23 protein-coding genes and 4 pseudogenes are annotated in these 26,144 nt (G+C 72.1%); 19 read left to right on the top strand and 8 right to left on the bottom strand.

Annotated elements, in window-relative coordinates:
- Positions 1–47: 47 nt before the first annotated feature.
- The gene (locus ACWZEH_RS28610; RefSeq protein WP_456193955.1) at positions 48–1,220 is read right to left on the bottom strand and encodes a YihY/virulence factor BrkB family protein; all 1,173 of its coding nucleotides are present in this window, start codon (positions 1,218–1,220) and stop codon (positions 48–50) included.
- Between the two features lie 124 nt (positions 1,221–1,344).
- On the opposite strand from ACWZEH_RS28610, the gene ACWZEH_RS28605 reads away from it, so the two are divergent.
- The 16 genes from ACWZEH_RS28605 to ACWZEH_RS28530 all read left to right on the top strand — a co-directional run bounded on the left by ACWZEH_RS28605 (position 1,345) and on the right by ACWZEH_RS28530 (position 16,834).
- A complete protein-coding gene (locus tag ACWZEH_RS28605) occupies positions 1,345–2,979 on the top strand; it encodes an acyl-CoA dehydrogenase family protein (protein WP_456193954.1) in 1,635 nt (544 codons plus the stop codon).
- Between the two features lie 427 nt (positions 2,980–3,406).
- The gene (locus tag ACWZEH_RS28600; protein WP_456193953.1) at positions 3,407–4,741 is read left to right on the top strand and encodes a GAF domain-containing protein; all 1,335 of its coding nucleotides are present in this window, start codon (positions 3,407–3,409) and stop codon (positions 4,739–4,741) included.
- A 194-nt stretch (positions 4,742–4,935) separates the two neighbouring features.
- Positions 4,936–6,261, top strand: coding sequence for a hypothetical protein (locus ACWZEH_RS28595; protein ID WP_456193952.1), 1,326 nt, complete (start codon positions 4,936–4,938; stop codon positions 6,259–6,261).
- 96 nt (positions 6,262–6,357) lie between these two features.
- Positions 6,358–6,930, top strand: a complete 573-nt coding sequence (locus ACWZEH_RS28590; RefSeq protein WP_456193951.1) for a GNAT family N-acetyltransferase — start codon at positions 6,358–6,360, stop codon at positions 6,928–6,930.
- Positions 6,931–7,077: 147 nt separating this feature from the next.
- On the top strand, positions 7,078–7,233 hold the full coding sequence (locus ACWZEH_RS28585; protein ID WP_456193950.1) for a putative leader peptide: 156 nt from the start codon (positions 7,078–7,080) through the stop codon (positions 7,231–7,233).
- Between the two features lie 193 nt (positions 7,234–7,426).
- Positions 7,427–9,124, top strand: coding sequence for a nitrite/sulfite reductase (locus ACWZEH_RS28580; protein WP_456193949.1), 1,698 nt, complete (start codon positions 7,427–7,429; stop codon positions 9,122–9,124).
- The gene (locus ACWZEH_RS28575; protein WP_456193948.1) at positions 9,121–9,351 is read left to right on the top strand and encodes a hypothetical protein; all 231 of its coding nucleotides are present in this window, start codon (positions 9,121–9,123) and stop codon (positions 9,349–9,351) included. Before ACWZEH_RS28580 ends, ACWZEH_RS28575 begins: the two co-directional genes overlap by 4 nt.
- A complete protein-coding gene (locus tag ACWZEH_RS28570; RefSeq protein WP_456193947.1) occupies positions 9,348–10,058 on the top strand; it encodes a phosphoadenylyl-sulfate reductase in 711 nt (236 codons plus the stop codon). Before ACWZEH_RS28575 ends, ACWZEH_RS28570 begins: the two co-directional genes overlap by 4 nt.
- A 35-nt stretch (positions 10,059–10,093) precedes the next feature.
- On the top strand, positions 10,094–10,630 hold the full coding sequence (cysC, locus tag ACWZEH_RS28565; RefSeq protein ID WP_456193946.1) for an adenylyl-sulfate kinase: 537 nt from the start codon (positions 10,094–10,096) through the stop codon (positions 10,628–10,630).
- Positions 10,627–11,580 carry a sulfate adenylyltransferase subunit CysD gene (gene cysD, locus ACWZEH_RS28560; RefSeq protein WP_456193945.1) on the top strand — a complete coding sequence of 318 codons (954 nt, stop codon included), beginning with the start codon at positions 10,627–10,629 and terminating at the stop codon, positions 11,578–11,580. The genes cysC and cysD overlap by 4 nt, the downstream gene beginning before the upstream one ends.
- A 2-nt stretch (positions 11,581–11,582) precedes the next feature.
- Positions 11,583–12,917, top strand: a complete 1,335-nt coding sequence (locus ACWZEH_RS28555) for a sulfate adenylyltransferase subunit 1 (RefSeq protein ID WP_456193944.1) — start codon at positions 11,583–11,585, stop codon at positions 12,915–12,917.
- Positions 12,905–13,060, top strand: coding sequence for a hypothetical protein (locus ACWZEH_RS28550; protein WP_456193943.1), 156 nt, complete (start codon positions 12,905–12,907; stop codon positions 13,058–13,060). The genes ACWZEH_RS28555 and ACWZEH_RS28550 overlap by 13 nt, the downstream gene beginning before the upstream one ends.
- 152 nt (positions 13,061–13,212) lie before the next feature.
- Entirely contained in the window at positions 13,213–14,322 is a 1,110-nt protein-coding gene (locus tag ACWZEH_RS28545; RefSeq protein WP_456193942.1) for an aliphatic sulfonate ABC transporter substrate-binding protein, read from the top strand.
- Positions 14,323–14,360: 38 nt separating this feature from the next.
- On the top strand, positions 14,361–15,173 hold the full coding sequence (locus ACWZEH_RS28540) for an ABC transporter ATP-binding protein (protein WP_456193941.1): 813 nt from the start codon (positions 14,361–14,363) through the stop codon (positions 15,171–15,173).
- On the top strand, positions 15,160–16,077 hold the full coding sequence (locus ACWZEH_RS28535; RefSeq protein WP_456193940.1) for an ABC transporter permease: 918 nt from the start codon (positions 15,160–15,162) through the stop codon (positions 16,075–16,077). The genes ACWZEH_RS28540 and ACWZEH_RS28535 overlap by 14 nt, the downstream gene beginning before the upstream one ends.
- Positions 16,078–16,084: 7 nt before the next feature.
- Complete coding sequence (locus ACWZEH_RS28530; RefSeq protein WP_456193939.1) at positions 16,085–16,834, top strand: sirohydrochlorin chelatase; 750 nt, start codon at positions 16,085–16,087, stop codon at positions 16,832–16,834.
- 29 nt (positions 16,835–16,863) lie between these two features.
- Here ACWZEH_RS28530 and ACWZEH_RS28525 read toward each other — a convergent pair whose 3' ends face one another.
- Together ACWZEH_RS28525 and ACWZEH_RS28520 are read right to left on the bottom strand one after the other, a co-directional pair.
- Positions 16,864–17,247, bottom strand: coding sequence for a nuclear transport factor 2 family protein (locus tag ACWZEH_RS28525; protein ID WP_456193938.1), 384 nt, complete (start codon positions 17,245–17,247; stop codon positions 16,864–16,866).
- Complete coding sequence (locus ACWZEH_RS28520) at positions 17,240–17,827, bottom strand: DUF1697 domain-containing protein (protein WP_456193937.1); 588 nt, start codon at positions 17,825–17,827, stop codon at positions 17,240–17,242. Before ACWZEH_RS28520 ends, ACWZEH_RS28525 begins: the two co-directional genes overlap by 8 nt.
- A gap of 60 nt (positions 17,828–17,887) precedes the next feature.
- Here ACWZEH_RS28520 and ACWZEH_RS28515 point away from each other — a divergent pair.
- Positions 17,888–18,178 (top strand): annotated as a pseudogene (locus ACWZEH_RS28515) (MMPL family transporter); the annotation flags it as partial.
- A 69-nt stretch (positions 18,179–18,247) separates the two neighbouring features.
- Here the strand turns inward: ACWZEH_RS28515 and mgt are convergent.
- Positions 18,248–19,505: pseudogene (mgt, locus tag ACWZEH_RS28510) on the bottom strand (macrolide-inactivating glycosyltransferase).
- Between the two features lie 154 nt (positions 19,506–19,659).
- Between mgt and ACWZEH_RS28505 the strand changes: the two are divergent.
- The gene (locus tag ACWZEH_RS28505) at positions 19,660–20,529 is read left to right on the top strand and encodes a phosphotransferase enzyme family protein (protein WP_456193936.1); all 870 of its coding nucleotides are present in this window, start codon (positions 19,660–19,662) and stop codon (positions 20,527–20,529) included.
- Positions 20,530–20,576: 47 nt separating this feature from the next.
- Here the strand turns inward: ACWZEH_RS28505 and ACWZEH_RS28500 are convergent.
- The 4 genes and pseudogenes from ACWZEH_RS28500 to ACWZEH_RS28485 all read right to left on the bottom strand — a co-directional run.
- Positions 20,577–20,837, bottom strand: a pseudogene (locus tag ACWZEH_RS28500) (3'-5' exonuclease); the annotation flags it as partial.
- A gap of 263 nt (positions 20,838–21,100) precedes the next feature.
- Positions 21,101–21,814: a 3'-5' exonuclease gene (locus ACWZEH_RS28495; RefSeq protein WP_456193935.1), complete on the bottom strand. Its 714-nt coding sequence runs from the start codon at positions 21,812–21,814 to the stop codon at positions 21,101–21,103.
- Between the two features lie 86 nt (positions 21,815–21,900).
- A pseudogene (locus tag ACWZEH_RS28490) lies at positions 21,901–22,206 on the bottom strand (exonuclease domain-containing protein); the annotation flags it as partial.
- A 102-nt stretch (positions 22,207–22,308) separates the two neighbouring features.
- Positions 22,309–23,547: an SAV2148 family HEPN domain-containing protein gene (locus ACWZEH_RS28485; RefSeq protein WP_456193934.1), complete on the bottom strand. Its 1,239-nt coding sequence runs from the start codon at positions 23,545–23,547 to the stop codon at positions 22,309–22,311.
- 363 nt (positions 23,548–23,910) lie between these two features.
- On the opposite strand from ACWZEH_RS28485, the gene glgX reads away from it, so the two are divergent.
- The gene (gene glgX, locus ACWZEH_RS28480) at positions 23,911–26,079 is read left to right on the top strand and encodes a glycogen debranching protein GlgX (protein ID WP_456193933.1); all 2,169 of its coding nucleotides are present in this window, start codon (positions 23,911–23,913) and stop codon (positions 26,077–26,079) included.
- Positions 26,080–26,144: the final 65 nt, after the last annotated feature.

Here is a 26,144-nt window from a genome sequence, read left to right as displayed (position 1 = left end):
GGCCCCGGACTCCCGGACCGTCGGTCCGCCCCCCGGCCCGTCCCGCTCTACTTGCCCTCGTCGGGCGGTGCCTCCTGGTCCCCCGTCCCCTCCCCGTTCCTCGGGTGGGGGTGGTGGCCGCTCTTCGCGTGGGTGCGCAGGCGGGCCGTGACCTCCTCCGGGGGCAGGAAGCGGGACCAGCGTTCGGGGAACTCGGAGGGCATGTCGGGGTCGGCCTCCTCACCGGCCGCCGCGGAGGTGCGGGCGACGTACTCGGCGACCTGCTCCTGCCGCAGCCGCTCGTTCGCCTCGCGGGCGGCTGCCGTCGCGGCGGCCGGCCAGACCCGGTCGATCGCGGCGTTGACCGCGGCCCCGACGAGCACGGCGAAGGCGGCCACGCCGATCCACAGAAGTACGGCGACGGGGGCGGCGAGGGAGCCGTAGATGGTGGGGCCCTCGATGGTGCTGGTCAGGTAGATCCGCAGCAGGAAGCTGCCGAACACCCACATGGCGAGGGCGACCAGCGCGCCGGGCACGTCCTCGATCCACGGGGACCGCACGGGCACGGAGACGTGGTAGAGCGTGGTCAGGAAGGCCACGGACAGCAGGATCACCACGGGCCAGTAGAGGATCTGCACGAGCGTCGTCGACCAGGGGACGACGCTGACCACGGCGTCGGGGCCGGCCACCATGAGGGGCAGCGCGACCGAGCCGATCAGCAGGGCCACGATGAACAGCAGGAAGGCCAGCAGCCGGGTCTTGACGATGCCGCGCACACCGTCGAGGCCGTACATGACGGTGATGGTGTCGATGAAGACGTTCACCGCGCGGGAGCCCGACCAGACGGCGAAGAGGAAGCCGAGGGAGATGACGTCGGGCCGGCCGCCCTCCATCACGTCGTCCAGGATCGGCTCGGCGATCTGGCTCACACCCTGGTCGGACAGCACCGCGCGGGAGGCCTCGATGATGTTGATCCGCACGCTCTGGGTGGTCTCGGCGCCGGTCCAGGTGTCGACGTAGCCGAGCAGGCCGATCAGACTGAGCAGCAGCGGGGGCACCGACAGCAGGGTGAAGAAGGCCGCCTCCGCGGCGAGGCCCAGGATCCGGTACTCCATGCCGGAGTTGACGGTGTCCTTGAGCAGCAGCCAGGCGGTCCTGCGTTTGGAGACATTGCGGTACAGGGCTCGGGCCCGGTGAAGTCGGCCGGAGGGCGCGTCGGGGGAATCGCTTGCTGGCTGCACGGACCAAAGGTATCCGTCGTGCCTGGTCGGCCTCACCCGAAGGGTCTCGGGGTGGTCGTGGGGTGACACGGAGGGGTGATGCGAAGGGGTGATGCGAAGGGCGGTGCCGGGTAGGTTCGTGTTCATGGCAGGTACCACGCACACCGTGACCAACCAGGCGCCGCCGCTGGCGCAGTACGACGTGTTCACCGCCGACCGGGCGCTGACGGAGGCCGTCGAACGGCATCTGGATCCGTCGGTGCTGGAGGAGGGTCTGTCCGAACTGTCGGCGCTCGGACGCAGCTCCGGCTCCGCCCAGGTGCAGGAATGGGGGGTGCAGGCCAATGAGAACCCGCCCCGGCTGCGCACCCACGACCGGTACGGGCACCGGATCGACGAGGTCGACTTCCATCCCGCCTGGCACCGGTTGCTCGGCAAGGGCGTCTCGGCGGGTCTGACGGGCGCGTGGGCGCGACCGGGCGGGCATGTGCGGCGGGCGGCGGGGTTCGTGGTGTGGTCGCAGGTCGAGGCCGGGAACGGCTGCCCGCTGTCGATGACGCACGCGGCCGTGCCCGCCCTGCGCGCGGACCCGGCGCTCGCCGCCGAGTGGGAGCCGCGGCTGACGTCGGCGGTGTACGACCGGGCGCTGCGGCCCGCCCACGAGAAGTCCGGTGTGCTCTTCGGGATGGGCATGACGGAGAAGCAGGGCGGCAGCGACGTACGGGCCAACACGACGTCCGCGCGGCCGCTGGCCGAGGACGGGACGTACGAGCTGACCGGGCACAAGTGGTTCTGCTCCGCTCCGATGTCGGACGCGTTCCTGGTGCTGGCGCAGGCGCCCGGCGGGCTCACCTGTTTCCTGGTGCCGCGCGTGCTCGAGGACGGCTCGCGCAACGTGTTCCTGATCCAGCGGCTCAAGGACAAGCTGGGCAACCGGTCCAACGCGTCCTCGGAGGTCGAGTTCGCGGGGACGTGGGCGCGGCGGGTCGGGGACGAGGGGCGCGGGGTGCGCACCATCATCGGGATGGTGGCGGCGACCCGGCTGGACTGCGTGCTGGGCTCGGCGGGGCTGATGCGGCAGGCCGTGGCGCAGGCGGTGCACCACTGCACGTACCGGGAGGCGTTCGGCGGCAAGCTGGTCGACAAGCCGCTGATGCGCAACGTCCTGGCCGATCTCGCCCTGGAGTCGGAGGCCGCCACCACGCTGGCGCTGCGGCTCGCCGCCGCCTGTGACGACGGGAGCGAGCGGGAGCGGGCGCTGCTGCGGATCGCGGTGCCGGCCGCCAAGTACTGGGTGACCAAGCGGTGTGCGCCCCTCGCGGTGGAGGCGGCGGAGTGCCTGGGCGGCAACGGGTACGTGGAGGAGTCGGGGATGCCCCGGCTGGTGCGCGAGTCCCCGCTGAACTCGGTGTGGGAGGGCGCGGGCAACGTCCAGGCGCTGGACGTGCTGCGCGCGCTGGGCCGGGACCCGCGGGTGCTGGACGCGTACCTCGGCGAGGTCGGGCGGGCACGCGGGGCCGATCACCGGCTGGACGGCGCGATCAAGGACCTGCTGACCGAACTGGCCGACCTGGAGGGTGCCGAGGGGCGCGCCCGGCGGCTCGTGGAGCGGCTCGCGCTGGTGCTCCAGGGCTCGCTGCTGGTGCGGTACGCGCCGCCGCAGGTCGCCGACGCGTTCTGCGCGGCACGGCTGGGCGGTGACGGGGGCGCGGCCTTCGGGACGCTGCCGCACACCCTCGACCTCGCGACGGTGGTGGAACGGGCCCGGCCGCAGGTGTGAGACGGCGGAGGGCCGCTCCGGATGTGAGCTGCCCCGGGGGTGCGACGGCAGGGGTCGTCCGGCGGCGGACCGGGCGGGGCGTCCCGGCCGGGAAGGGCCGGTTTCGACATCCCCGGCACGACGACCCGGTGGTGACGCGGGGGTGGTGCTGCGCCGACACGGCACCACCCCCGCCGCACAGGCCCCTTGGAGCCGTGGACGCCGCTCGGGACGGCGTCGCTCAAGTTTCAGACAGTGCGGGACGGACCACCAGGGTTGCAGGGGGTTGCAACTTGCTGCTGTCTGTGTCCGCGGCGAACGACCCCGTCGGGGACACACGGCACTATGGGAGCGACGACAGCCAGAACGGATCTCGGGGGGCGCGGCCGGTGGGCCGTGTGCTGTCCTCCGAGTCTTTCCCCCGGGAGGACCAGTGCCACTCTCGCCGATGGACGTGAGGCATCTGGCCGGCGTGGACACGACGCGCGCGGCCAGGATGCTGAGTGAGGTCCGCTCCGCGACGCTCTCCGGGCGGCGCGCGCCCGTGGCACCACGGCCGGTGATCGAGGAGTCCTGGGAGCGGGTGCTGCGCAGCGGCGTCGACCCGGACCGCGACGCCCGGGCCGGGCTGCTGTCCCGCGCGGAGGTGCAGCGGCGGCGGGAGAGCTCGGCGCTGCGGCATGTGCTGCCGGTGCTGCGGGAGGGGCTGCTGCCGTTCGCGGACGCCACCCGTCACATCATGGTGGTGGCCGACGCGGACGGCAGGGTGCTGTGGCGGGAGGGCAGCGCGGCGGTCCTGCGCAAGGCGGACGGCATCGGTTTCGCGGTGGGCGCGGACTGGCGCGAGGACGTCGTCGGCACCAACGGTGTGGGCACCCCGGCGGTGACCCGGCGGCCGGTGCAGGTGTTCGCCGCCGAGCACTTCGTACGGTCGCACGCCGCCTGGACGTGTGCGGGGGCGCCCCTGACCGATCCGCGGGACGGGCGGCTGATCGGCGTGGTGGACGTGAGCGGGCCGCTGGAGACGATGCATCCGTCCACGCTGGCCTGGGTCGATTCGGTGGCCAAGCTCGCCGAGGCCCGGCTGCGGGAGCGTCATCTGGAGTCGCTGGAGCGGCTGCGGTCGGTGGCGGCGCCGGTGCTGGCCCGGGCCGGCGGGCGGGCCCTGGTCGTGGACCGGCACGGGTGGACGGCCGCGGTGACCGGAATGCCGTACACGAGACGGCTGGCGCTGCCGGATGCGGTGTCCGCCGGGACGCGGTGGCTGCCGACGCTGGGCCGGTGCTCCCTGGAGCCGCTGGCCGGGGGCTGGCTGGTGCGGACGGCGGACGAGCCGGTGTCCCGCGCGGCGAGCCGCGTCGTGCTGGATCTGCGGGAGCCGCGCGGCGCGTCGGTGGAGGTGTCCGGCGGCGCGGGCTCCTGGTCGCGGAAGCTGAGCCCCCGCCATGCCGAACTGCTGTATCTGCTGGCCGTGCAGCGGGCCGGCCGCAGCGCCGCGGGCCTGGCCGAGGACGTGTTCGGGGATCCGGCCCGTACGGTGACGGTGCGCGCCGAGATGTCCAGGGTGCGGCGCTATCTGGGCGGCTTGCTGGAGCACCGGCCGTACCGGTTCGCGGAGGGCGCCGACATCGACGTCCTGCTCCCGGACGACCCGCGTGACCTGCTGCCGCACTCGACGGCCCCGGCACTGGGCGGCGGTCGCGAGCACCCGCCGACGAGCGGACGCCGGGACCGCGGCCCGGAGAGCCGGCCGAGCCCTCGGCCCGGAAGGTCCGGGCCCTGACGGTCCGGCACAGCACGGTCCGGCACAGCACATCACCGTGCGCCGGGCCGCTTGTTCTGCGGATTTGCCGGGTCCTCACCCCCCTGCGGGGCTGTCTGCCGTAGCATCGCCCCACGAGCCACCCTCACCTGCTCCACGGTCAACGGCCAACAGCCGGATCGCCGGACGCAGTTGGCTCGCCCCGGGAGGACGTTATGAAGCATCGCGGCAGACACCGCCGGCGCAGGCGGGGCAGGGCGCTGCGGGCGACGCTGGCCGGAACCGCGCTCGCGCTCACCGCGGCGGCCACCATGATCAGCACGTCGCAGGCCACCGACGCCGACGACCCCGGGGCGCTGAAGCCGCTCACCAGGGCCGCCGAGACCGCGCCACTGCGGCTGTCCGAGACCCGTGTGCCACCGGAGTGGCTCGACCGGCTCTCCTCCGAGATGGGGCGGCCCGTCGGCGTCCGGACCGTGCTCGACGACACCGACGGTTCCCTGCGCGACGCGGAATCCTGTACGGACGTGGACCGGCGCGGGCTGCCTCTGGAGCCCGCCGCCACGCGCGCGTACTGCTGGGACGGCGCCGACGTCGAGGGCTGGCGTCCCGGCGCCGTCAGCACGTCCGGGGACGCGGACGACGACGGCCACTGGGGCCCGGACCGGGTGGTGCTCTCCGCCTGGAGCCAGGGCGGCACCGAGGCGGACGGCACCGCGGCGCAGGACCCGGCCGTGGCGGGCGCGGGGCAGGGGCTCGCGCGGGTCGCGTTCATCGACGCCGGTGACCCCGACGACCTCCGTTACACCTGGGCGCAGCTCGCCGTCCCGGTCGCCGGGGGGCAGGACTACCGCGGGCTGGTCTCCCCCGTGACGGGCATGGTCTGGTACCAGGACAAGCTGCTGGTCACCGCGGGGCGGGGGGACGGCAGCGCGCTGTACGTGTACGACGTGGACCGCGTCCAGCGGGCCACCGTGGGCGGTTCGACGGTCGGGCGGGTGCCCGGCGGCTGGTCGGCGGCCGGGGCGCGGTACGTGCTGCCCGCCGTCGCCGCCTACCGGACGGCCGACGCGGCCGCCCCGCAGCCGGGCGGCATCTCCCTGGACCGCAGCACGGCGCCGGACAGCCTGGTCGCGCACGAGGCGGTCGCCGAGGACCACGACGGGCCGACCCGGCTGTGGCGGTACGCGTTCGACGACGACGAGGCCCGCGCGGGGCTGCTGGCCACGGACCCGCTGCTGAAGGTGGATCCGGCCGCGGCGTACGAGACGGAGCTGACCCATGTGCGCAGCGTGCTGTCGTACGGGTCGGGCTGGTACCTGGGCCGGGTGACCGGGACGTCGGACGAGCGCGGGACGCTGTGGCGACAGGACACGGAGGGGGCCCGGCCCACCCGGTGCGGGGCGGACGAGACGCACCGCTGCTGGAGCGGCACGTCGGCGTCCCTGTCCTACTGGCAGGAGACCGGCGAGGTGTGGTCCCAGTCCGGCCGCATGCTCTTCGCCCTGCCCCTGACCTCAGTCGACGGCTCGCTGGACTGATCCCGGCCGCTGAACCCGGCCAGGGGCCTGCCGCTGCCCGCACCGCGCGAACCGGGCATTCGACAGGTGTCCGCACCGGGTGGTTCCCTTTCCGGCATGACGACCATCGCCGTGACCACCTGGTCCCTGGAGCAGACCGCGCCCACCGATCTCCGGCCGGCCGCCGTGCCGGAGGGGGACGTACGGGTCGTGCGCGCCGAGGTGCCGTCCCCTGAGTTCAGCCGCTTCCTGTACGCGTCGGTCGGCGGTGACATCCGCTGGACCGACCGGCTGGGCTGGACCTACGCGCGGTGGCTGGAGCACCTGGACCGGCCCGGCACGGAGACCTGGGTGGCGTACGAGCGGGGGACGCCCGCGGGGTACGTGGAGCTCCAGGCGCAGGACGACGGGGTCGTGGAGATCGTCTACTTCGGGCTGGTCCCCGCCTTCCGGGGCCGGCGCATCGGCGGGCACCTCCTGTCGTACGGCGCCGCGCGGGCCTGGGATCTGGCAGAGCGGTGGCCCGGCCGCAAGCCGACCGCGCGGGTCTGGCTGCACACGTGCAGCAAGGACGGCGAGCACGCGATGGACAATTACCGGCGTCGGGGATTCCGGCTGTTCGACACCGTGGTCGAGGACGAGCCCGAGGTCGCCACCCCGGGCCCGTGGCCGGGAGCGCACCCGGCCTGAGCACCGCTCCCTCCGTCGGCCCCTCCGTCACTCCCCCGCCGCACCCCGTCATTCACCCCCCGCACGCGCCCCGCGGCACGTACCCCTCCTGAGCTGCGCGGACAAGACCGTCCGCGCCGCTTGTGACCAAAACCACCATCGTCTCTCATGTCGAGACGAAGGCGTCCGCATCGCGGACGAAGCTGGACTGTGTCCAGATCTCCGTGCCACGCTTCCGTCATGCCTGGAACAGAAATCGCCTTGGTGAGTCGGCGGCACGTCGACCTCGGCCGCATGTCCAGCGCCATCTGTCCGGCGCGCTGAGAGCACGTTCAGCAGCACCCGGCAGTCCTCCTTCGGTCCGCTCCGCTCCGGTCCGCCCTGATCGGTACCGCACGGTTCCGTCCGATTCATCCTCGCTTCACCGAACTCCCGCGCAATGACGCGCCGCGTACCCCTGCACCGTCATGCGCAGGTCAGAGCCGTATCCCCGTCTGTCCCGAAGGACGTGTCAACCATGGCCGCCAGCCCGCAGAACCCTGCCGCCGCGACCCCCCGCCGCAAGGTGAGCCGTCACCGCGGAGAGGGCCAGTGGGCCGCGGGGCACTTCACTCCGCTCAACGGCAACGAGCAGTTCAAGAAGGACGACGACGGTCTCAACGTACGGACACGTGTTGAGACGATCTACTCGAAGCGGGGCTTCGACTCGATCGACCCCAACGACCTGCGCGGCCGGCTGCGCTGGTGGGGCCTGTACACACAGCGCCGCCCCGGGATCGACGGCGGCCGTACCGGTGTGCTGGAGCCCGAGGAGCTCGAGGACCAGTACTTCATGATGCGGGTCCGGCTCACCGGCGGACGGCTCACCACCGAGCAGCTGCGCGTGATCGGCGAGATCGCCGAGACCTACGCCCGCGGCACCGCGGACATCACCGACCGGCAGAACATCCAGTACCACTGGATCCGCATCGAGGACGTGCCCGCGATCTGGGAGCGGCTCGAGTCGGTCGGCCTGTCCACCACGGAGGCCTGCGGCGACACCCCGCGCGGCATGCTCGGCTCCCCCGTCGCCGGGGTCGCCGAGGACGAGATCATCGACGGCTCGGCGGCGCTGGCGGAGATCGCCCGCCGTTACATCGGCGACCCGCGCTTCTCCAACCTGCCGCGCAAGTTCAAGACGGCCGTCTCCGGCTCCCCGCTGATGGACGTCGCCCACGAGATCAACGACGTGTCCTTCGTCGGCGTGGTCCATCCCGAGCACGGTCCCGGCTTCGACCTGTGGGTCGGCGGCGGTCTGTCGACCAACCCCAAGTTCGGGGTGCGGCTGGGCGCCTGGGTGCCCGAGGCGGACGTGCCCGACGTGTGGGAGGGCGTCATCTCCATCTTCCGCGACCACGGGTACCGGCGGCTGCGCAACCGGGCGCGGCTGAAGTTCCTGGTCGCCGACTGGGGGCCGGAGAAGTTCCGCCAGGTCCTGGAGGACGACTACCTGGGCCGCAGGCTGGCCGACGGTCCGGCGCCCGTGATGCCCGCGCAGCAGTGGCGCGACCACATCGGGGCGCACCGCCAGAAGGACGGCCGGTTCTACGTCGGTTTCGCGCCGCGGGTGGGCCGGATGGACGGCTCGCTGCTCACCAAGGTCGCCGCACTGGCCGAGGACCACGGCTCGGGTCGGGTGTCCACCACGGTCGAGCAGAAGATGATCGTCCTGGACGTGCCGCAGGACCGGGTGGACTCGCTCGTCGAAGCCCTGGAGTCGCTGGACCTGCGGGTCAGGCCGTCGACCTTCCGGCGCGGCACGATGGCCTGCACCGGCATCGAGTTCTGCAAGCTCGCCATCGTGGAGACCAAGGAGCGCGGCAGCGACCTCATCGACGAGCTGGAGCGCCGGCTGCCCGACTTCGGGGAGCCGCTCACCATCAACATCAACGGCTGCCCGAACGCCTGCGCCCGTATCCAGACCGCGGACATCGGTCTCAAGGGGCAGCTGGTCACCGACGCCGAGGGCCGGCAGGTCAGCGGCTACCAGGTGCACCTGGGCGGCGCGCTCGGCCTGGACCCGTCCTTCGGCCGCAAGGTGCGCGGCCTGAAGGTCACCTCGGACGAACTGCCGGACTACATCGAGCGGGTCCTGAAGCGTTTCGAGGCGGAGCGCGAGGACGGCGAGCGGTTCGCCACATGGGCGGCCCGCGCGGATGCGGAGGCCCTGTCGTGAGCGAGCGGGCCGCGCCGTTCTACTGCCCGTACTGCGGCGACGAGGACCTGCGCCCCAGTGAGGAGGGCGGGGAGTCCCCCCTGCTCGAGCGAAGCCGAGAGCTCGGGGGAGGGGCCTGGGAGTGCGGGGCGTGCAACCGGGCCTTCCGGCTGAAGTTCCTCGGACTGCTCGCCCAGGGACTCGACCGGCCGGACACGGGACCGGACACAGGAGGGGACCGAATATGACCGCGGTTCAGGAAGAGCGCACCACGGACGAGTTGAGGGCGCTGGCCGAGCAGGCGGGCCGCGATCTGGAGGACGCCTCCGCGCTGGAGATCCTCCGCTGGGCCGCCGGGACCTTCGGCGGGCGCTTCTGCGTGACCTCCTCCATGGAGGACGCGGTGGTCGCCCATCTCGCCTCCCGTGCCCTGCCCGGCGTGGACGTGGTGTTCCTCGACACCGGCTACCACTTCGAGGAGACCATCGGCACCCGGGACGCCGTTCAGGCCGTGATGGACGTCAACGTCATCACGCTCACCCCGCGGCAGACCGTCGCCGAGCAGGACGCCGAGTACGGGCCGAAGCTGCACGACCGCGACCCCGACCTGTGCTGCGCTCTCCGCAAGGTGCGGCCGCTGGAGGAGGGCCTGCGGGGATACCTGGCCTGGGCGACCGGGCTGCGCCGCGAGGAGTCCTTGACCCGGGCGAACACCCCGGTCGTCGGCTGGGACGAGAAGCGGCGGAAAGTGAAGATCTCCCCCATCGCCCGCTGGACCCAGGACGACGTGGACGCCTACGTCGCCGAGCACGGCGTGCTCACCAACCCGCTGCTCATGGACGGCTATGCCTCCGTGGGCTGCAGGCCCTGCACCCGTCGGGTGCTGGAGGGCGAGGACGCGCGCGCCGGCCGCTGGGCGGGCCGTTCCAAGACCGAGTGCGGACTGCACGGCTGACCATGACCGCGCCCTCTACGAACCAGGAGACCGACGTGACGACCGGAGCCACCGTCTGGCTCACAGGTCTGCCGAGCGCAGGCAAGACCACCATCGCCCGCGAACTGGCCGCCCGGCTGCGCGAGCAGGGCCGCCGGGCCGAGCTGCTCGACGGCGACGAGATCCGCGAGTTCCTCTCCGCGGGCCTCGGCTTCAGCCGCGAGGACCGGCACACCAACGTGCAGCGCATCGGGTTCGTCGCCGAACTGCTCGCCCGCAACGGCGTCACCGCGCTCGTCCCGGTCATCGCGCCGTACGCGGACAGCCGGGACGCGGTCCGGGGGCGGCACGAGGCGAACGGCACGTCGTACGTCGAGGTGCATGTGGCGACCCCCCTCGAGGTGTGCTCCGTACGTGACGTGAAGGGCCTGTACGCGAAGCAGGCCGCGGGCGAGCTCACCGGGCTGACCGGCGTGGACGACCCGTACGAGGCTCCCGTCTCTCCCGATCTGCGCATCGAGTCGCAACACCAGACCGTCCGGGAATCCGCCGCGGCGGTGCACGCCCTGCTGAGCGAAAGGGGACTGGCATGACAACCGTGGCCACGGTCACGACCGGTGACGAGGGCACCGGCGGTGCGGCCGGCCCGTACGCCCTCTCCCACCTCGACGCCCTTGAGTCGGAGGCGGTGCACATCTTCCGCGAGGTGGCGGGCGAGTTCGAGAACCCGGTGATCCTGTTCTCCGGCGGCAAGGACTCCATCCTGATGCTGCACCTGGCGCTGAAGGCCTTCGCGCCGGCGCCGGTCCCGTTCTCGCTGCTGCACGTCGACACCGGGCACAACTTCCCCGAGGTCCTCGACTACCGCGACCGCGCGGTCGCCCGGCACGGGCTGCGGCTGCACGTCGCCTCCGTCCAGGACTACATCGACCGCGGTGTGCTGCGCGAGCGCCCCGACGGCACGCGCAACCCGCTGCAGACGGTGCCGCTCACCGAGAAGATCGCCTCCGAGAAGTTCGACGCCGTGTTCGGCGGCGGCCGGCGGGACGAGGAGAAGGCCCGCGCGAAGGAGCGGGTGTTCTCGCTGCGCGACGAGTTCTCCCAGTGGGACCCGCGCCGCCAGCGGCCCGAGTTGTGGAACCTCTACAACGGCCGGCACGCACCCGGTGAGCACGTCCGGGTCTTCCCGCTGTCCAACTGGACCGAGCTGGACGTGTGGCAGTACATCGCCCGCGAGAACATCGAACTGCCGGAGATCTACTACGCCCACCACCGTGAGGTGTTCCGGCGGGGCGGCATGTGGCTGACCGCCGGCGAGTGGGGCGGCCCGAAGGACGGCGAGAGTGTCGAGAAGCGGCTCGTCCGCTACCGGACGGTGGGCGACATGTCCTGCACCGGCGCGGTCGACTCCGGGGCCGACACCATCGAGAAGGTGATCACCGAGATCGCCGCCTCCCGGCTGACCGAGCGCGGGGCGACCCGCGCCGACGACAAGCTCTCCGAGGCCGCGATGGAAGACCGCAAGCGCGAGGGGTACTTCTAGACATGAGCACGATCACGAGCGAGGCGCTCGCGGAGACCACCCTGCTGCGGTTCGCCACCGCCGGTTCCGTCGACGACGGCAAGTCCACCCTGGTGGGCCGGCTGCTGCACGACTCCAAGTCGGTCCTCACCGACCAGCTGGAGGCCGTGGAGCGGGTGTCGGCGAGCCGCGGCCAGGAGGCTCCCGACCTCGCCCTGCTCACCGACGGGCTGCGGGCCGAGCGGGAACAGGGCATCACCATCGACGTGGCGTACCGCTACTTCGCCACGCCGCGACGCCGGTTCATCCTCGCCGACACGCCGGGCCACGTGCAGTACACCCGCAACATGGTCACCGGTGCCTCCACCGCGGAGCTGACCGTCATCCTCGTCGACGCCCGCAACGGCGTGGTCGAGCAGACCCGGCGGCACGCGGCCATCGCCGCCCTGCTGCGCGTGCCCCATGCCGTCCTCGCCGTCAACAAGATGGACCTGGTGGACTACGAGGAGGCCGTGTTCGCGCGGATCGCCGAGGAGTTCACGGCGTACGCGACCGAGCTGGGCGTCCCGGAGGTCACCGCGATCCCGATCTCGGCACTCGTCGGCGACAACGTGGTGGAGCCGTCGGCGCACATGGACTGGTACGGCGGCCCGACGGTGCTGGAGCACCTGGAGACGGTGCCGGTCAGTCACGACCTGGCGCACTGCCACGCCCGGCTGCCCGTGCAGTACGTGATCCGGCCGCAGAGCGCCGAGCACCCGGACTACCGCGGGTACGCCGGCCAGATCGCCGCGGGCACGTTCCACGTCGGCGACGAGGTGACCGTGCTGCCGTCCGGCCGGACCACGACGGTCACCGGGATCGACCTGCTGGGCACGCCCGTGGAGGCGGCCTGGACGCCGCAGTCGGTGACGCTGCTGCTGGCGGACGACATCGACATCTCCCGCGGCGACCTGCTCGTCCCGAGCAAGGACGCGCCGGCCACCACGCAGGACGTCGAGGCCACCGTCTGCCATGTCGCCGACCAGCCTCTGACGGTCGGCCACCGGGTGCTGCTCAAGCACGGCACCCGGACGGTCAAGGCCGTCGTGAAGGACATCCCGGCCCGGTTGACGCTGGACGACCTGTCGCTGCATCCGCACCCCGGCACGCTGGTCGCCAACGACATCGGCCGGGTGAAGATCCGTACCGCCGAGCCGCTGCCGGCCGACTCGTACGCGGACTCGCGGCGCACCGGTTCGTTCATCCTGATCGACCCGAGCGACGGCACCACGCTCACGGCGGGCATGGCCGGCGAGTCCTTCGCCGCCCCGGACCCGGTCAAGGACGTGGCCGAGGACGACGGATGGGACTTCTGACGATGCGTCATTTCCCTGTCCCGGCCTGTGAACCGACCGATGTCCTCGCCACCGACGTCTTCGCCACCTTCGCCAAGGAGGGCGGCCGGATCGGCGGCGGGCAGTTGGGCAGCGGGCAGGGCGGGGTCGCTCGATGCGGGTGACGCTCCCGGCGCACCGGGAGCGCGCGCACCGTTCGCGCGCTGCCCTGGCCCACCGCCGCCACCGCCGAAAACCCGCCGATCCCCCGGCCACGGCCGGCTGAGTACGACCAGCCGAGTACGTGAGAGCCGAGCCACCGAGAGGAACACCTCCCGTGTCCGCCTTCCCCGCCATTGCGCGCCGCGCGTTCGCCGTGACGGCCACGCTGGTCGTCCTGCTCTCCCTGGCCGGCTGCGGCTACGGCTCCCGGGCCAAGGAGAACCCCGGCGCCGAGATAGCCGCCGGGGCGCGAAAGACCGACGGTCTCGACGCGGTGAGGATCGGCCACTTCGGCAATCTGACCCACGGGACCGCGCTGGTGGGCAAGCAGAAGGGCTTCTTCCAGAAGGAGCTCGGCGCGACCGAGGCACGGTACGCGGTGTTCAACGCGGGGCCGTCCGCGATCGAGGCGCTCAACTCCGGTTCCGTCGACCTCGCCTGGATGGGGCCGTCCCCGGCGGTGAACGGCTGGGCGAAGTCGCAGGGCAAGAGCCTGCGGATCATCGGCGGTTCGGCGTCCGGTGGGGTGAAGCTCGTGGTGAACCCGGACCGGGTGAAGTCCCTGGAGGACGTCGAGGGCAAGCGGATAGCGACCCCGCAGCTCGGCAACACGCAGGACGTGGCGTTCCTCAACTGGGCCGCCGAGCAGGGCTGGACGGTCGACGCGCAGAGCGGCAGGGGCGATGTCACGGTCGTCCGCAGCGACAACAAGGTCACCCCGGACGCCTTCGCGGCCGGGTCGGTCGACGGCGCGTGGGTGCCGGAGCCCACCGCGTCGAAGCTGGTCGCCGAGGGCGGGAAGGTCCTGCTGGACGAGGCCTCCCTGTGGCCGGACGAGGAGTTCGTCATCACGAACCTGGTCGTGCGCCAGGAGTTCCTGGAGAAGCACCCGAAGGCCGTCGAGGCGGTGCTCGAGGCGTCGGTCTCCACCAACCGGTGGATCAACGAGCACCCGGACGAGGCCAAGGCCGCCGCCAACGAGCAGCTGGCGGCCGACTCCGGCAAGGCACTGCCCGCCGACGTCCTGGACCCGGCGTGGGAGTCGATCCGCTTCACCGACGATCCGCTGGCCGCCACCCTCGGCACCCAGGCGGAGCACGCCGTGAACGCGGGCCTGCTCGAACGGCCCGCCCTGAAGGGCATCTACGACCTGGAACTCCTCAACGAGGTCCTCGTGGCCGAGGGCGCACCCGCCGTCGACGACGCCGGTCTCGGCACCAGCTGATCCCGGAACCCGAAGAAACGTCCCAGGAGGTGACGACCATGGCCACGACCCTCGCCAAGGCCGCCGACGGCACCGAGGCGGTCACCCACGCCGCCCGGATCGAGCATGTCTCGAAGTCGTTCGCGGGCCCGGCCGGGCAGCAGCTCGTGCTGGACGACATCACGCTCGATGTCGCGCCCGGTGAGTTCGTCACCCTGCTGGGGGCTTCGGGGTGCGGCAAGTCCACGCTGCTCAACCTGGTCGCGGGCCTCGACGCGCCCAGTGCCGGCGCGATCAGCACGGACGGCCGCCCGGCGCTGATGTTCCAGGAGCACGCGCTGTTCCCGTGGCTGACCGCGGGCAAGAACATCGAACTCGCCCTGAAGCTGCGGGGCGTCCCTAAGGCGGAGCGGCGCGGCCGGGCCGAGGAGCTGCTGGAGCTGGTCCGGCTGGGGGGCTCCCACGGCAAGCGGGTGCACGAACTGTCCGGCGGTATGCGCCAGCGGGTCGCGCTGGCCCGCGCGCTCGCCCAGGAGAGCAAGCTGCTGCTGATGGACGAGCCGTTCGCGGCACTGGACGCCATCACCCGGGACGTGCTGCACGACGAGCTGACCCGGATCTGGCGCACCGCGAACACCAGCGGCTCCGCCGCGGGCCGGTTGTCCGTCCTGTTCGTCACGCACAACGTGCGCGAGGCCGTCCGGCTCGCGCAGCGGGTGGTGCTGCTGTCGTCCCGGCCCGGCCGGATCGCCCGTGAGTGGACGGTGGACATCGAGCACCCGCGCCGTATCGAGGACACCGCGGTCGCGGAACTGTCCGTCGAGATCACCGAGCAACTCCGTGGGGAGATCCGCCGTCATGGCCAGCACTGAGACAACCGCGAAGGACGGGCCGGGCGGGCCGGGCGGGACGGACACGAACGACCTCGCCGGTCTCGAGGCGGGCCTCGACGCGCTGGAGACGAGGCAGCAGACCCGCAGGCCCTGGCGTCAGACCTTCGTCCAGAAGATCCTGCCGCCCGTCCTCGCCGTCGCCCTGGTGCTGGCCGTGTGGCAGGCACTGGTCTCCTTCAGGATCGTCGACGATCCGACCAAGCTTCCCTCGCCGGGCGCCGTGTGGGGCGTCGTGCGGGACGCGTGGCTCCAGGGCGAGCTGCTCGGCTACATCTGGACCAGCGTCTCGCGCGGTCTGCTCGGCTTCTTCTTCGCGCTGCTGATCGGTACGCCGCTGGGACTGCTGGTGGCGCGGGTGAGGTTCGTGCGCGCGGCGATCGGCCCGATCCTGTCCGGGCTGCAGTCCCTGCCGTCGGTGGCGTGGGTGCCGCCGGCGGTGATCTGGCTGGGCCTGAACAACCAGATGATGTACGCGGTGATCCTGCTCGGCGCGGTCCCCTCGATCGCCAACGGCCTGGTCTCCGGCGTCAGTCAGGTGCCGCCGCTGTTCCTGCGGGCCGGCCGCACGCTGGGCGCGACGGGACTGAAGGGCACCTGGCACATCGTGCTGCCGGCCGCGCTGCCCGGCTATGTGGCGGGTCTGAAGCAGGGCTGGGCGTTCTCCTGGCGTTCGCTGATGGCCGCGGAGATCATCGCGTCGTTCCCCGATCTCGGCATCGGCCTCGGGCAGCTGCTGGAGAACGGCCGCAACGCGAGCGACATGGCCATGGTGTTCGAGGCGATCCTGTTGATCCTGACCGTCGGTATCGCCATCGACCTGCTCATCTTCAGTCCGCTGGAGCGGTGGGTGCTGCGCAGCCGCGGCCTGCTGGGGAAGGACTGATCCGATCATGCGCCGTCCGGTTCTTCTCGTCATCGCCCACGGCAGCCGCGACCCGCGGCACGCGGCGACCGTGCACGCCCTGGTGCGGCGGGTGCGGTCGCTGCGGCCGGAGCTGCGGGTGGAGACCGGCTTCCTCGATTTCAACGTCCCCTCCGTACCGGCGGTGCTGGACTCCCTCGCGGCGGAGGGTGTGCGCGACGTGGTGGCCCTCCCGCTGCTGCTGACCCGCGCCTTCCACGCCAAGGCGGACATCCCGGCGGTCCTCGCCGACGCGGACGCGCGGCTGCGCGTCCGTCAGGCGGACGTCCTGGGGCCGTCCCCCCTGCTCCACGCCGCACTGGAGCGCCGGCTGTACGAGGCGGGCCTGACGCCCGCCGACAAGTCCTCGACCGGGGTCGTCCTGGCCTCGGCGGGGTCCACCGACCCGGAGGCGATCGCAGTGATCGCAGAAATCGCGCGGGAGTGGCGGCACACCGGTTGGTGCGCCGTGCGGCCTGCGTTCGCCTCCGCGTCCCTGCCCCGCACCGAGGACGCGGTACGCGAACTGCGCGCCCTCGGCTGCGAGCGCGTCGCCGTGGCCCCGTACGTGCTGGCCCCGGGCTTCCTCCCGGACCGCATCGCACGGGGCGCGGCCCTGGCGGACGTCCTGGCGGACGTCCTCGGCCCGGCGCCGGAGGTGGCGCGGGTGCTGCTGCAGCGGTACGACGCGGCACGGACACCGGCGCTGGCGGAGACGATGAGGGCGGTGGGGGCCTGAAGGCCTTGGGGCCGGCGGGGGGGCGGGGCTCAGCCGCCGGTCACCGCGTCCGGGTCGTACAGCGTCCCCTGGTGGAAGTAGAGCAGCCATTTCCGGCCGGTGCGACGCCACAGGGAACTGCGGTGGGCGCACCGGCCGTTGTGGTCCGTGTCGAAGGTGAGATGAACGGTGTCGGGGGCCAGCTGCACGGCCTTCATCCGGGAGACGGTGCCGGTGGGCTCCCCCGAATCGCGTTCGCCGGCGAGCAGCGCGATGATCGCGTCGCGGTCCCAGACCCGTCCGGACGCGCCGATCTCCGTGAACTCCGGATGGAGCAGCCCTCCGACGCGTTCGGGCGAGCGGCGCACCTCGGGGTCGAGGAGTTTCAGTTCGGCCTCGATGGCCGCGTCGGCGGCGGTGTACGGGTCAGTCACGGGTGAGCTCCACGAGCTTGACGACGGTGTTCCAGTTGCGGGTGGTGGCGACGACGCCCCGGGTGGTGCGGGGTCTGGCCAGGCGCTCGGCGAGCCTGGAGCGGCCCAGGCCGTCCGGGGCGTACAGGTACAGGGCGCGCTCGCCGAGGCGGAACTCCTCGGGCAGGTGGGCTGCCCGGTCGATGTCCGCGAAGCGGTCGGCGTCGACGGCGGCGGAGAAGTAGGTGACGTGCAGCTGCTTGGGCGCCAACTCGGCGGCCGGGAACGGGCAGTCGTCGACGACCGCCCGCAGATAGGCGTGGTCGCGCACGATCACGTCGACGGCGAAGCCGAAGTGGCGCTCGACGGCGTCGGCGAGTCCGGCGGCCAGCACGTCCTCGGCCGGCTCCCCGGCGGTGTCCGCGCCCTCGCCCCCCGGCCTGTCGCTGCCGGTGGTGAACACGGCCTGACCGCTCTGGAGATGGGTGCGGACCGCGTCGTGGCCGAGGCCCTCCATCAGGGCGCGCAGATCGGCCATGGGGACCTTTCTGCTGCCGCCCACGTTGATGCCGCGCAGCAGTGCCGCGTATGTCGTCGCCATCCGCACACGATAGGACGGCCGTCGTGCCCCGTGGGAGTGGGCGCGACGGCCGTGCCCGTCGGGACGCTGTCCATGCAGTCCATGAAGCAGAGGGGTGTGGGCCTGGCGGCGGCGGTGCTCATCGACGCGACGATCATCCGGGGCGTGCTGCTCCCGGCGGTGATGGCGCTGCTCGGCGAGCGCAACTGGTACCTGCCGAAGTGGCTGCACAGGATGCCCGACCTGACCCACGACGAGTCACCGGAGGCCGCGGCGGGCGCGCCGCTGGCGAAGGGCGGCGTGGACCAGGGCTCCGGCAGGGGTACGGACACGGGCCACGGCGCCGGCGAGGGCGAGCGGGTGCGGGTCTGATCCGCGGCCGCGGTGGGAGCGGCGAAGGGGCCCGGCTGGTCGCCGGGTCCCTTCCCCGCTCCGGGTCCGTCAGCTCCGCCGGGGCAGCTCCGCCTCGACGAGGTCGGCAGCCCTGCGGGTGCCGCCCTCCTGGGCCATGTCCGCCTGGATCTCCTTGAGCCGCCGGGCGACCCCCGGGTCGCCGGCGAGGTCGAGGGCCGCCGTGCGAAGGGTTTCGGCGGTGGCCTCCCCCGTCGGGACGTGCCGGGCGACGCCGAGGGCCTGGAGCATGTCCGCGTTGCCGAACTGGTCCACGGCCTGCGGTACGGCGATCATCGGCGTGGCCGTGGCCAGCCCTTCCTGGCTGCCGCCCGCGCCCGCGTGGGTGACGAACAGGTCGGCCTGCTTGAGGACCGCGAGCTGCGGCACCCAGGACCGCACCTCGACGTTCGCCGGCGGGTCACCCAGTTCCGCGGGGTCGACGTGCTTGCCGATCTGGAGCACCAGGTGCCATCCGGGCAGGTCACCGAACGCCTTGAGGCACTCCCGGTAGAAGCCGGGCTGCTTGGTGAACGACGAGCCGAGGGACACCAGGACGACCTGCTCCGCGCCGGCCGGCCGTTGCCACTCCCCCTCCGCGCCGCGGTCGCCCTGGCAGGCACCGACGAAGCTGTACACGCTCTCGTCGACCCGGTCGGCGTTCGGCTGCAGCACCTTCGGGATCAGGACGAGGGAGCGCGCCGGCCGGCTCACGAACGGGTCGGGGTGCGTGGTGATCCCGTTCTCCTCCAGCCAGGCGTGGAAGCGGGCGTAGTAGGCCTGGCCGCGCTCGGTCCTGAGCGGCTCCTCCCACATCGGCTCGCCGATCTCCTTCTCGTACCCCTCCCAGGCGACGAGGTTCGGTGAGAGGGAGACCACGGGCACACCCCAGCGGTGGCCGAGCACCCGCGCCGGGTACGAGGTGATGTCGTGCAGCACCAGGTCGGGGGTGTCCCCCTCGTACGCCTCGATCAGCTGCGGGAGTGCCTGGATCGCGTCGTCGAGGAACGGCTCCACGTTGTCCAGGAGCGTGCTGCCCCACGCCTCCGGGTCGTCGTCGGGCGAGGGAAGTGTGGAGTTCCAGGGCTTGACCTCGGCTCCGGTCACGGCGACCTTGTCCGCGAAGACCGGCGGGATGGCGTACGTCACCCGGTGGCCGCGCGCCACCAGCTCGCGGACCACCTCGAGGCTCGGGTTCACGTGGCCGTGGGCGGCGATGGAGAACATGGCGATGTGAGCGGGACTGGTCATGCCCCGCACCCTAGGCGAGACGATACGTCTCGTGCAATCGAATACGGGTACGCCGCAACACCCTCGCCCCCTCGTGGCGGTCCGCCCGCAGACCGGCGCCGGACACCGCACACGGCGTCGACCTGTGCGAATGGGACACTGGGCGACGGCACACGCACGAACGCCGGCATGAACACGAGCGCAGGTACAGGTACAGCCACGGAGGCGGGCGGATGGACGAGGCACGGGCGCGGGACGTCCTGGCGGCGGCGGGCGTACTGCCGGGGCGCGCGGCCGCCGGGGACGCGCGGCTGCTCGCCCTGGGCGAGAACGCGGTGTTCGCCCGGGGCGACCTGGTCGTCAAGGTGGGCCGCGACGGCGGCCTGCTGGAGCGCGCCCGCCGGGAGATGGCGATCGCGCTGTGGCTCGCCGAGGAGAACGTGCCGGCGGTGCGGGCGGCACGGCCGCAGGCACTGCTCGTCGAGGGCCACCCGGTGACGGTCTGGCACCGGCTGCCCGCGCCGGTGCGGCCCGCCGAACCCGGGGATCTGGCCGCGTTGCTGCGGGTGGTCCACGCCCTTCCCGCTCCCGCCTTCGGGCTGCCGCCCCGCGATCTGCTGGGCGGCGTGGAACGCTGGCTGCGGCTCGCGGGCGAGGCGATCGACCCCGGGGACGCGGCGTATCTGCGCGAGCGGCGTGACGGTTTCGTGGCGGCCGCCACGACCCTGAGGCCCCACCTGCCACCGGGGCCGGTCCACGGGGACGCGCTGCCCCGGAACGTGCACGTCGGGCCGGACGGGCCGGTCCTGGTCGACCTGGAGACCTTCTCCGCGGATCTGCGCGAGCACGACCTGGTGGTCATGGCCCTCTCCCACGACCGCTACGGGCTGCCTGCGCAGGCGTACGCGTCCTTCACCGGGACCTACGGCTGGGACGTGCGCGAGTGGGAGGGCTGTGCGGTGCTGCGCGGCGCGCGGGAGACGGCCAGCTGCGCCTGGGTCGCCCAGCACGCCCCGAGCAACCCGAAGGCCCTGGCCGAGTTCGAACGCCGCGTGGCGTCCCTCCGCGACGGCGACCCGACGGTCCGCTGGTACCCCTTCTGACCCGGGCCTGATCCGGCCCTTGGTCCCGGCCCTGATCCGGGTCCCGGTCAGACCCGCTCGCCCGCGGGCTCGCGCAGGGGCCAGGTCCCGTCGATCGTGACGGTGGCGTCGCCCTTGCGGCGCGGGAAGCTCTGGAAGTCCGCCGCCCATTGCGCGTACCACTCGGTCTGGCGGCGGTGCGGCTCCGCCGGACCGAGCGCCGCGACCTTCGGGTGGCGGCCGGCTATCGCGCGGGCCGGCCGGGCGGCGGCGGGGGCGTCGGCCGCCGCGTCGTGCGCGGAGTCGGGAGCGACGCCGTACTCGGCGCAGCCGGTGAACGCCTGCTCAAGGGAGAACCCGTGCGTAGTGACGGTTCGCTCACCGTCGTCTCCCTGGCGGTCGAAGCGGGCGTCAGCAGGGCCAGTGCGTACCGCTGCCCCGAGGTTGTGGACGAGTTCCGAAACCTTGTATCCGAACGGGAAGACGCAGCCGCACCCGCACCGTGAAGATTGTGGACGTCGGCCTTCCACGGCGTCGGATCACCCTCTTTCGCCTCCAGGCTCTCGCACCCGAGGAGGGCTGACCCGCGTGGTCATCGCCTCCGGGGAATGAGCGGCCAGGCCGGCTCGACGACTGCCTTCGGATCCACGGTCCGCCGCAGATAGGCCTGCAAAGAGACCGACTGTTCAGCCGCCGCGCGCACCTGAAGGTCATGCAGATCCGCCAATGACATCAGGCCGACGGGCTGGTGCTTCTCACCCATGCGCCGCACCACGCGGGCGGCGGCCACGGCATCGGCCCTCGCGTTATGCGCGTCATCGAGCGACACACCGTAGTGAGCACACAACGCGTGGAGGGCCCGCTTGCCCTTCCGGTACTTGTCGACGTGCTTGTCGATCACCAGCGGATCGATGACGGGCGCAGGCACACTGCCCAGCCGCTCGCTGACCGACTCGACCTCGTGGCGCCGACACTCGCGGTCCAGCAGTGACAGGTCGTAGCGTGCGTTCATCACCACCAGCGGCGTCCCAAGACGCAGCCCCTCGGCGACGGCCTGCGCGATCTCCTCAATGGCGGAGGCGGCAGGTGCCCCGTGCTCGCGAGCATGGGCCGTCGAGATGCCATGGATCGCCGATGCCTGTTCTGATATCGCCACTCCTGGATTGAGCAGCCAGGTCCGTTCCCCCGCGACGGCTCCGTCCGGATCCAGCTGCACGACCGCCGCCGTCACGATGCGGTCAGTCTCGACGTCGGTACCCGTGGTCTCCAGGTCGAAGGCCATCAACGGCCCACTGATCCAGCTCATCACACGGCCCTCATTCCGGCGTGGACTGCCGGCCGGCGTCGCACCTCGCCATGAGACGCCTGAGACGTGCCTGGCGTGCGGGGATAAAACACGGCGTCGCGGGCGACGACCGGAACGCCCGTGCTCCGGTGACCGGTGAGGACGTCGGCGATCTGGTCGGCGACCCGGTCGGCGGGACCTCCCCCGGCCGTCGCCCGCTCACCGCTGATGCCGTGGACCGCCACCGCGTCCGCCGGGACGGGCACGCCGGGGTCGGCCAGCCACTCCTTGCTCCCCTGCGGCGCTCCGTCCCCGACCTCGATCACGGCTCCCGTGACGATGCGTGCCTCGTGCGGGTCGGTGCCCGTCGTCTCGAGGTCGAAGCCGATCAGCAGCTCCCGGTGCCAGCCCATGGGTGGCCCCCCTTCTGTGTGGTGCGTTCCCCCGGTGCTTCTTACCTTCGCACGCACCACTGACAACCCGAGGGTCGCATTCCGCTTACCGTCACGGACGGTTCACGACACCGGGCGGGAATCCACCCACATCTGCTCGAACTCCTCGCGGTACGTGGGGAACAGTCCAGCTTCTTCGGTCTCGCCCGGTTTGACCACCTTGCTGCCGTTGCGCAGCACCAGCACCGGTGCCTCCATCCCCCGGGCCCGGCGCAGATGGTTCTGCACCACGCCGACGCCGTCGGCCCCGTCCCCGTCGACGAGGTACGCCGTGCAGCGGGGCGTCTCGTCGTAGACGTGGATCCCGAACGCGCCCGGGTCGCGCAGCCGGGAACGCACCCGGCGCATGTGCAGGATGTTCATCTCGACCGCGCGGCCCAGTTCCCCGCGCTTGAGGCCGAGTTCGCGCTCACGGCGCTTGACCGCGCTGGAGGCCGGGTTCAGGAACAGCAGCCGCACCCGGCAGCCGGACTCGGCGAGCCGCACCAGCCGGCGCCCGGAGAAGTTCTGCACCAGCAGGTTGAGGCCGATACCGATGGCGTCCAGGCGGCGGGCGCCGCCGAAGATGTCCTCGGCCGGGAACTGGCGCAGCAGCCGCACGCGGTCGGGGTGGACGGCGACCACGTCCGCGTACCGGTCGCCGACCAGGTCCTCCACCGCGTCGACGGGCAGCCGGCGTGCGGACGGCACGTCCCCGTCCGCGCCGAGCATCTCCAGCAGCCGCGCGGAGGCCCGCTCGGCCTGGTTCAGCACCGCCTCGGACAGCGCCCGGTTGCGGGAGACGACATTGCGGGTCACCTCGAGCTCGTCCAGGGCGAGTTCGACGTCCCGGCGGTCGTCGAAGTACGGCTGGAAACAGGGCCAGTGCTGGACCATCAGCTCCCGCAGTTGCGGGAGCGTGAGGAAGGAGACGACGTTGTCGTCGGCCGGGTCGAGCAGATAACCCTTGCGACGGCTGACCTCGCGCACCGCGACCGCCCGCTGCACCCACTCCTGCCCGGCGGGTCCGGCGGCGGCGACCACCCAGTCGTCGCCGTGGACGGGCTCGTAGACGGGCCGCAGCACTGCGGCCACCACCGAGCGCAGCCGCTGCTCCACGAGGTTCAGCCATATGTAGGCACGGCCGGCCCGCTGGGCACGGGTCCGCACCTCGCGCCAGGCGTCGACGCCCCAGTCCAGGTCCGGCCCGATCGAGCCCGCGTCCATCGGCCGTGCCAGGGACACCGCACCGGGCGGGACCTCCGTGGAGTTTCCCTCGTGACCCTCGTCACCAGGGGGCAGCTCCAACCCTCCCGAGCCCACCCGCGCACCGCCTTCCGCTCCCCCGAGCACTCCCAGCCCCAACGATCAAGGAGAGTACTCCGCTTGCGGTGCGCGATGCAGCCTGATGGCGCGGTCGTTTCTCAACTTCCCCTTTCCGCACCACTGTTCTGCTATGCCCCTCCGCGGCGAGTGCACGAAGTCACAACGTGCATACAGAGGTTGCGGCCGGGGCAGATGCGTGGAGATCCGCGAGGCCACGGAGGGATCACGCCGCGCCGGCCCGCCGGGGACCCCGGCAGCCCGTACGACAGTCGGTATGACAGCAGCACGGCAACGGACGACACGGCAACACTCCGGGCCAAGGCCCCCCATCGGCGCCGTACACCTGAAAGAGTCGCATCCATGCAGGTCTGGCCTGGCGAGGCGTATCCCCTCGGTGCCACGTACGACGGCGCCGGCACGAATTTCGCGGTCTTCACGGAGGCCGCGGACCGAGCAGAGCTGTGTCTGCTGCACGACGACGGCTCCGAGACGGCGGTCGAACTGCGCGAGAGCGACGCGTTCGTGCGGCACGCGTACCTGCCCGGCGTCATGCCGGGACAGCGGTACGGCTTCCGTGTCCACGGGCCGTACGCCCCCGAACGGGGGCTGCGCTGCAACTCGGCGAAACTGCTGCTCGACCCGTACGCCCGTGCGATCAGCGGGTCGGTCCGGTGGGGCGAGGAGGTGTACGGCTACCACTTCGACGCGCCCGACAGGCGCAACGACCTGGACTCCGCGCCGCACACGATGACGTCGGTGGTGGTCAACCCCTACTTCGACTGGGGCGACGACCGGCCGCCCCGGACGGAGTACCACCACACGGTGATCTACGAGGCGCACGTCAAGGGGCTCACCATGCGCCATCCGGGGCTGCCGGAGGAACTGCGCGGCACCTACGCGGGCCTCGCGCACCCGGCGGTGATCGAGCACCTGACCGAACTGGGCGTGACGGCGGTGGAGCTGATGCCGGTCCACCAGTTCGTGAACGACCACCGCCTGGTGGACATGGGCCTGAACAACTACTGGGGCTACAACACCATCGGCTTCTTCGCCCCGCACAACGCGTACGCGTCCTGGGGCGACCGCGGTCAGCAGGTGCTGGAGTTCAAGTCGGCGGTGAAGGCGCTGCACGAGGCCGGGATCGAGGTCATCCTCGACGTCGTCTACAACCACACCGCCGAGGGCAACCACCTGGGCCCGACGCTGTCCTTCAAGGGCATCGACAACCCCTCCTACTACCGGCTGGCCGACGACCCCCGCTACTACACGGACACGACGGGAACCGGGAACTCCCTGCTCATGCGGTCCCCGCACGTCCTCCAAATGATCATGGACTCACTGCGGTACTGGGTCACCGAGATGCACGTCGACGGGTTCCGTTTCGACCTCGCGGCGACCCTGGCACGGCAGTTCCACGAGGTGGACCGGCTGTCGTCGTTCTTCGACCTGGTGCAGCAGGATCCGGTGGTCTCCCAGGTGAAGCTGATCGCCGAGCCGTGGGACGTGGGCGAGGGCGGCTACCAGGTGGGCAACTTCCCGCCGCTGTGGACCGAGTGGAACGGCAAGTACCGGGACACGGTGCGGGACCTGTGGCGGGGTGAGCCGCGCGCGCTCGCGGAGTTCGCCTCCCGGCTGACCGGCTCGTCCGACCTGTACCAGGACGACGGGCGGCGCCCGTTGGCCTCGATCAACTTCGTGACCTGCCACGACGGCTTCACCCTGCACGACCTGGTCTCGTACGACGGCAAGCACAACGCCGCCAACGGCGAGGACAACCGGGACGGCGAGAGCCACAACCGCTCCTGGAACAGCGGTGCCGAGGGCGAGACCGACGATCCGGACGTGCTGCGGTTGCGGGCCCGCCAGATGCGGAACTTCATCGCGACACTGATGCTGTCCCAGGGCGTGCCGATGATCAGTCACGGCGACGAGGTCGCCCGCACCCAGCGCGGCAACAACAACGCCTACTGCCAGGACAACGAACTGGCCTGGCTCGACTGGCCCGCGGAACGGGGGCCAGGCAGCGGCCGTGAACGCGAGGAGGAGGACGGCGAGGGCGCGGGCGAGGCCCGCCTGCGGATGCTGGAGTTCACCCGCGCGATGGTGTGGCTGCGCAAGAACCATCCGGCGTTCCGCAGGCGCCGCTTCTTCCACGGACGGCCGGTCGAGGGCACCCACGACGACCTGTCCGACATCGCCTGGTTCACTCCCGAGGGGACGGAGATGGCCCAGCGGGACTGGGACCAGGCGCGGGCCTCGGCGCTGACGGTGTTCCTCAACGGCAACGCGATCTCGGAGCCGGGCCGGCGCGGGGAGCGCATCACGGACGACTCGTTCCTGCTCATGTTCAACGCCTCCCCCGGCCCGCTGGAGTTCGTGGTGCCCGTCGACCACGGCCCGCAGTGGCAGGTGGTCGTCGACACCGCCCGCGAGGACGGGGTCCCGCCGGGCACCGGCCCGAAGGTGCGGGCCGGCACCCGGCTGACCCTGATCGACCGGAGCCTGACGGTGCTCCAGCGGCCGGTGTGACGGACGGCGGCACGGACGGGGCCGGGGGGACGGGGCCCGTGGCGCGGCAGCGGAGGGACGCATGA

This window comes from Streptomyces yamdrokensis, from assembly GCF_053890455.1.
The sequence above is the reverse complement of the archived record's forward strand: the minus strand, read 5'-3'. Positions and strand labels throughout refer to the sequence as shown.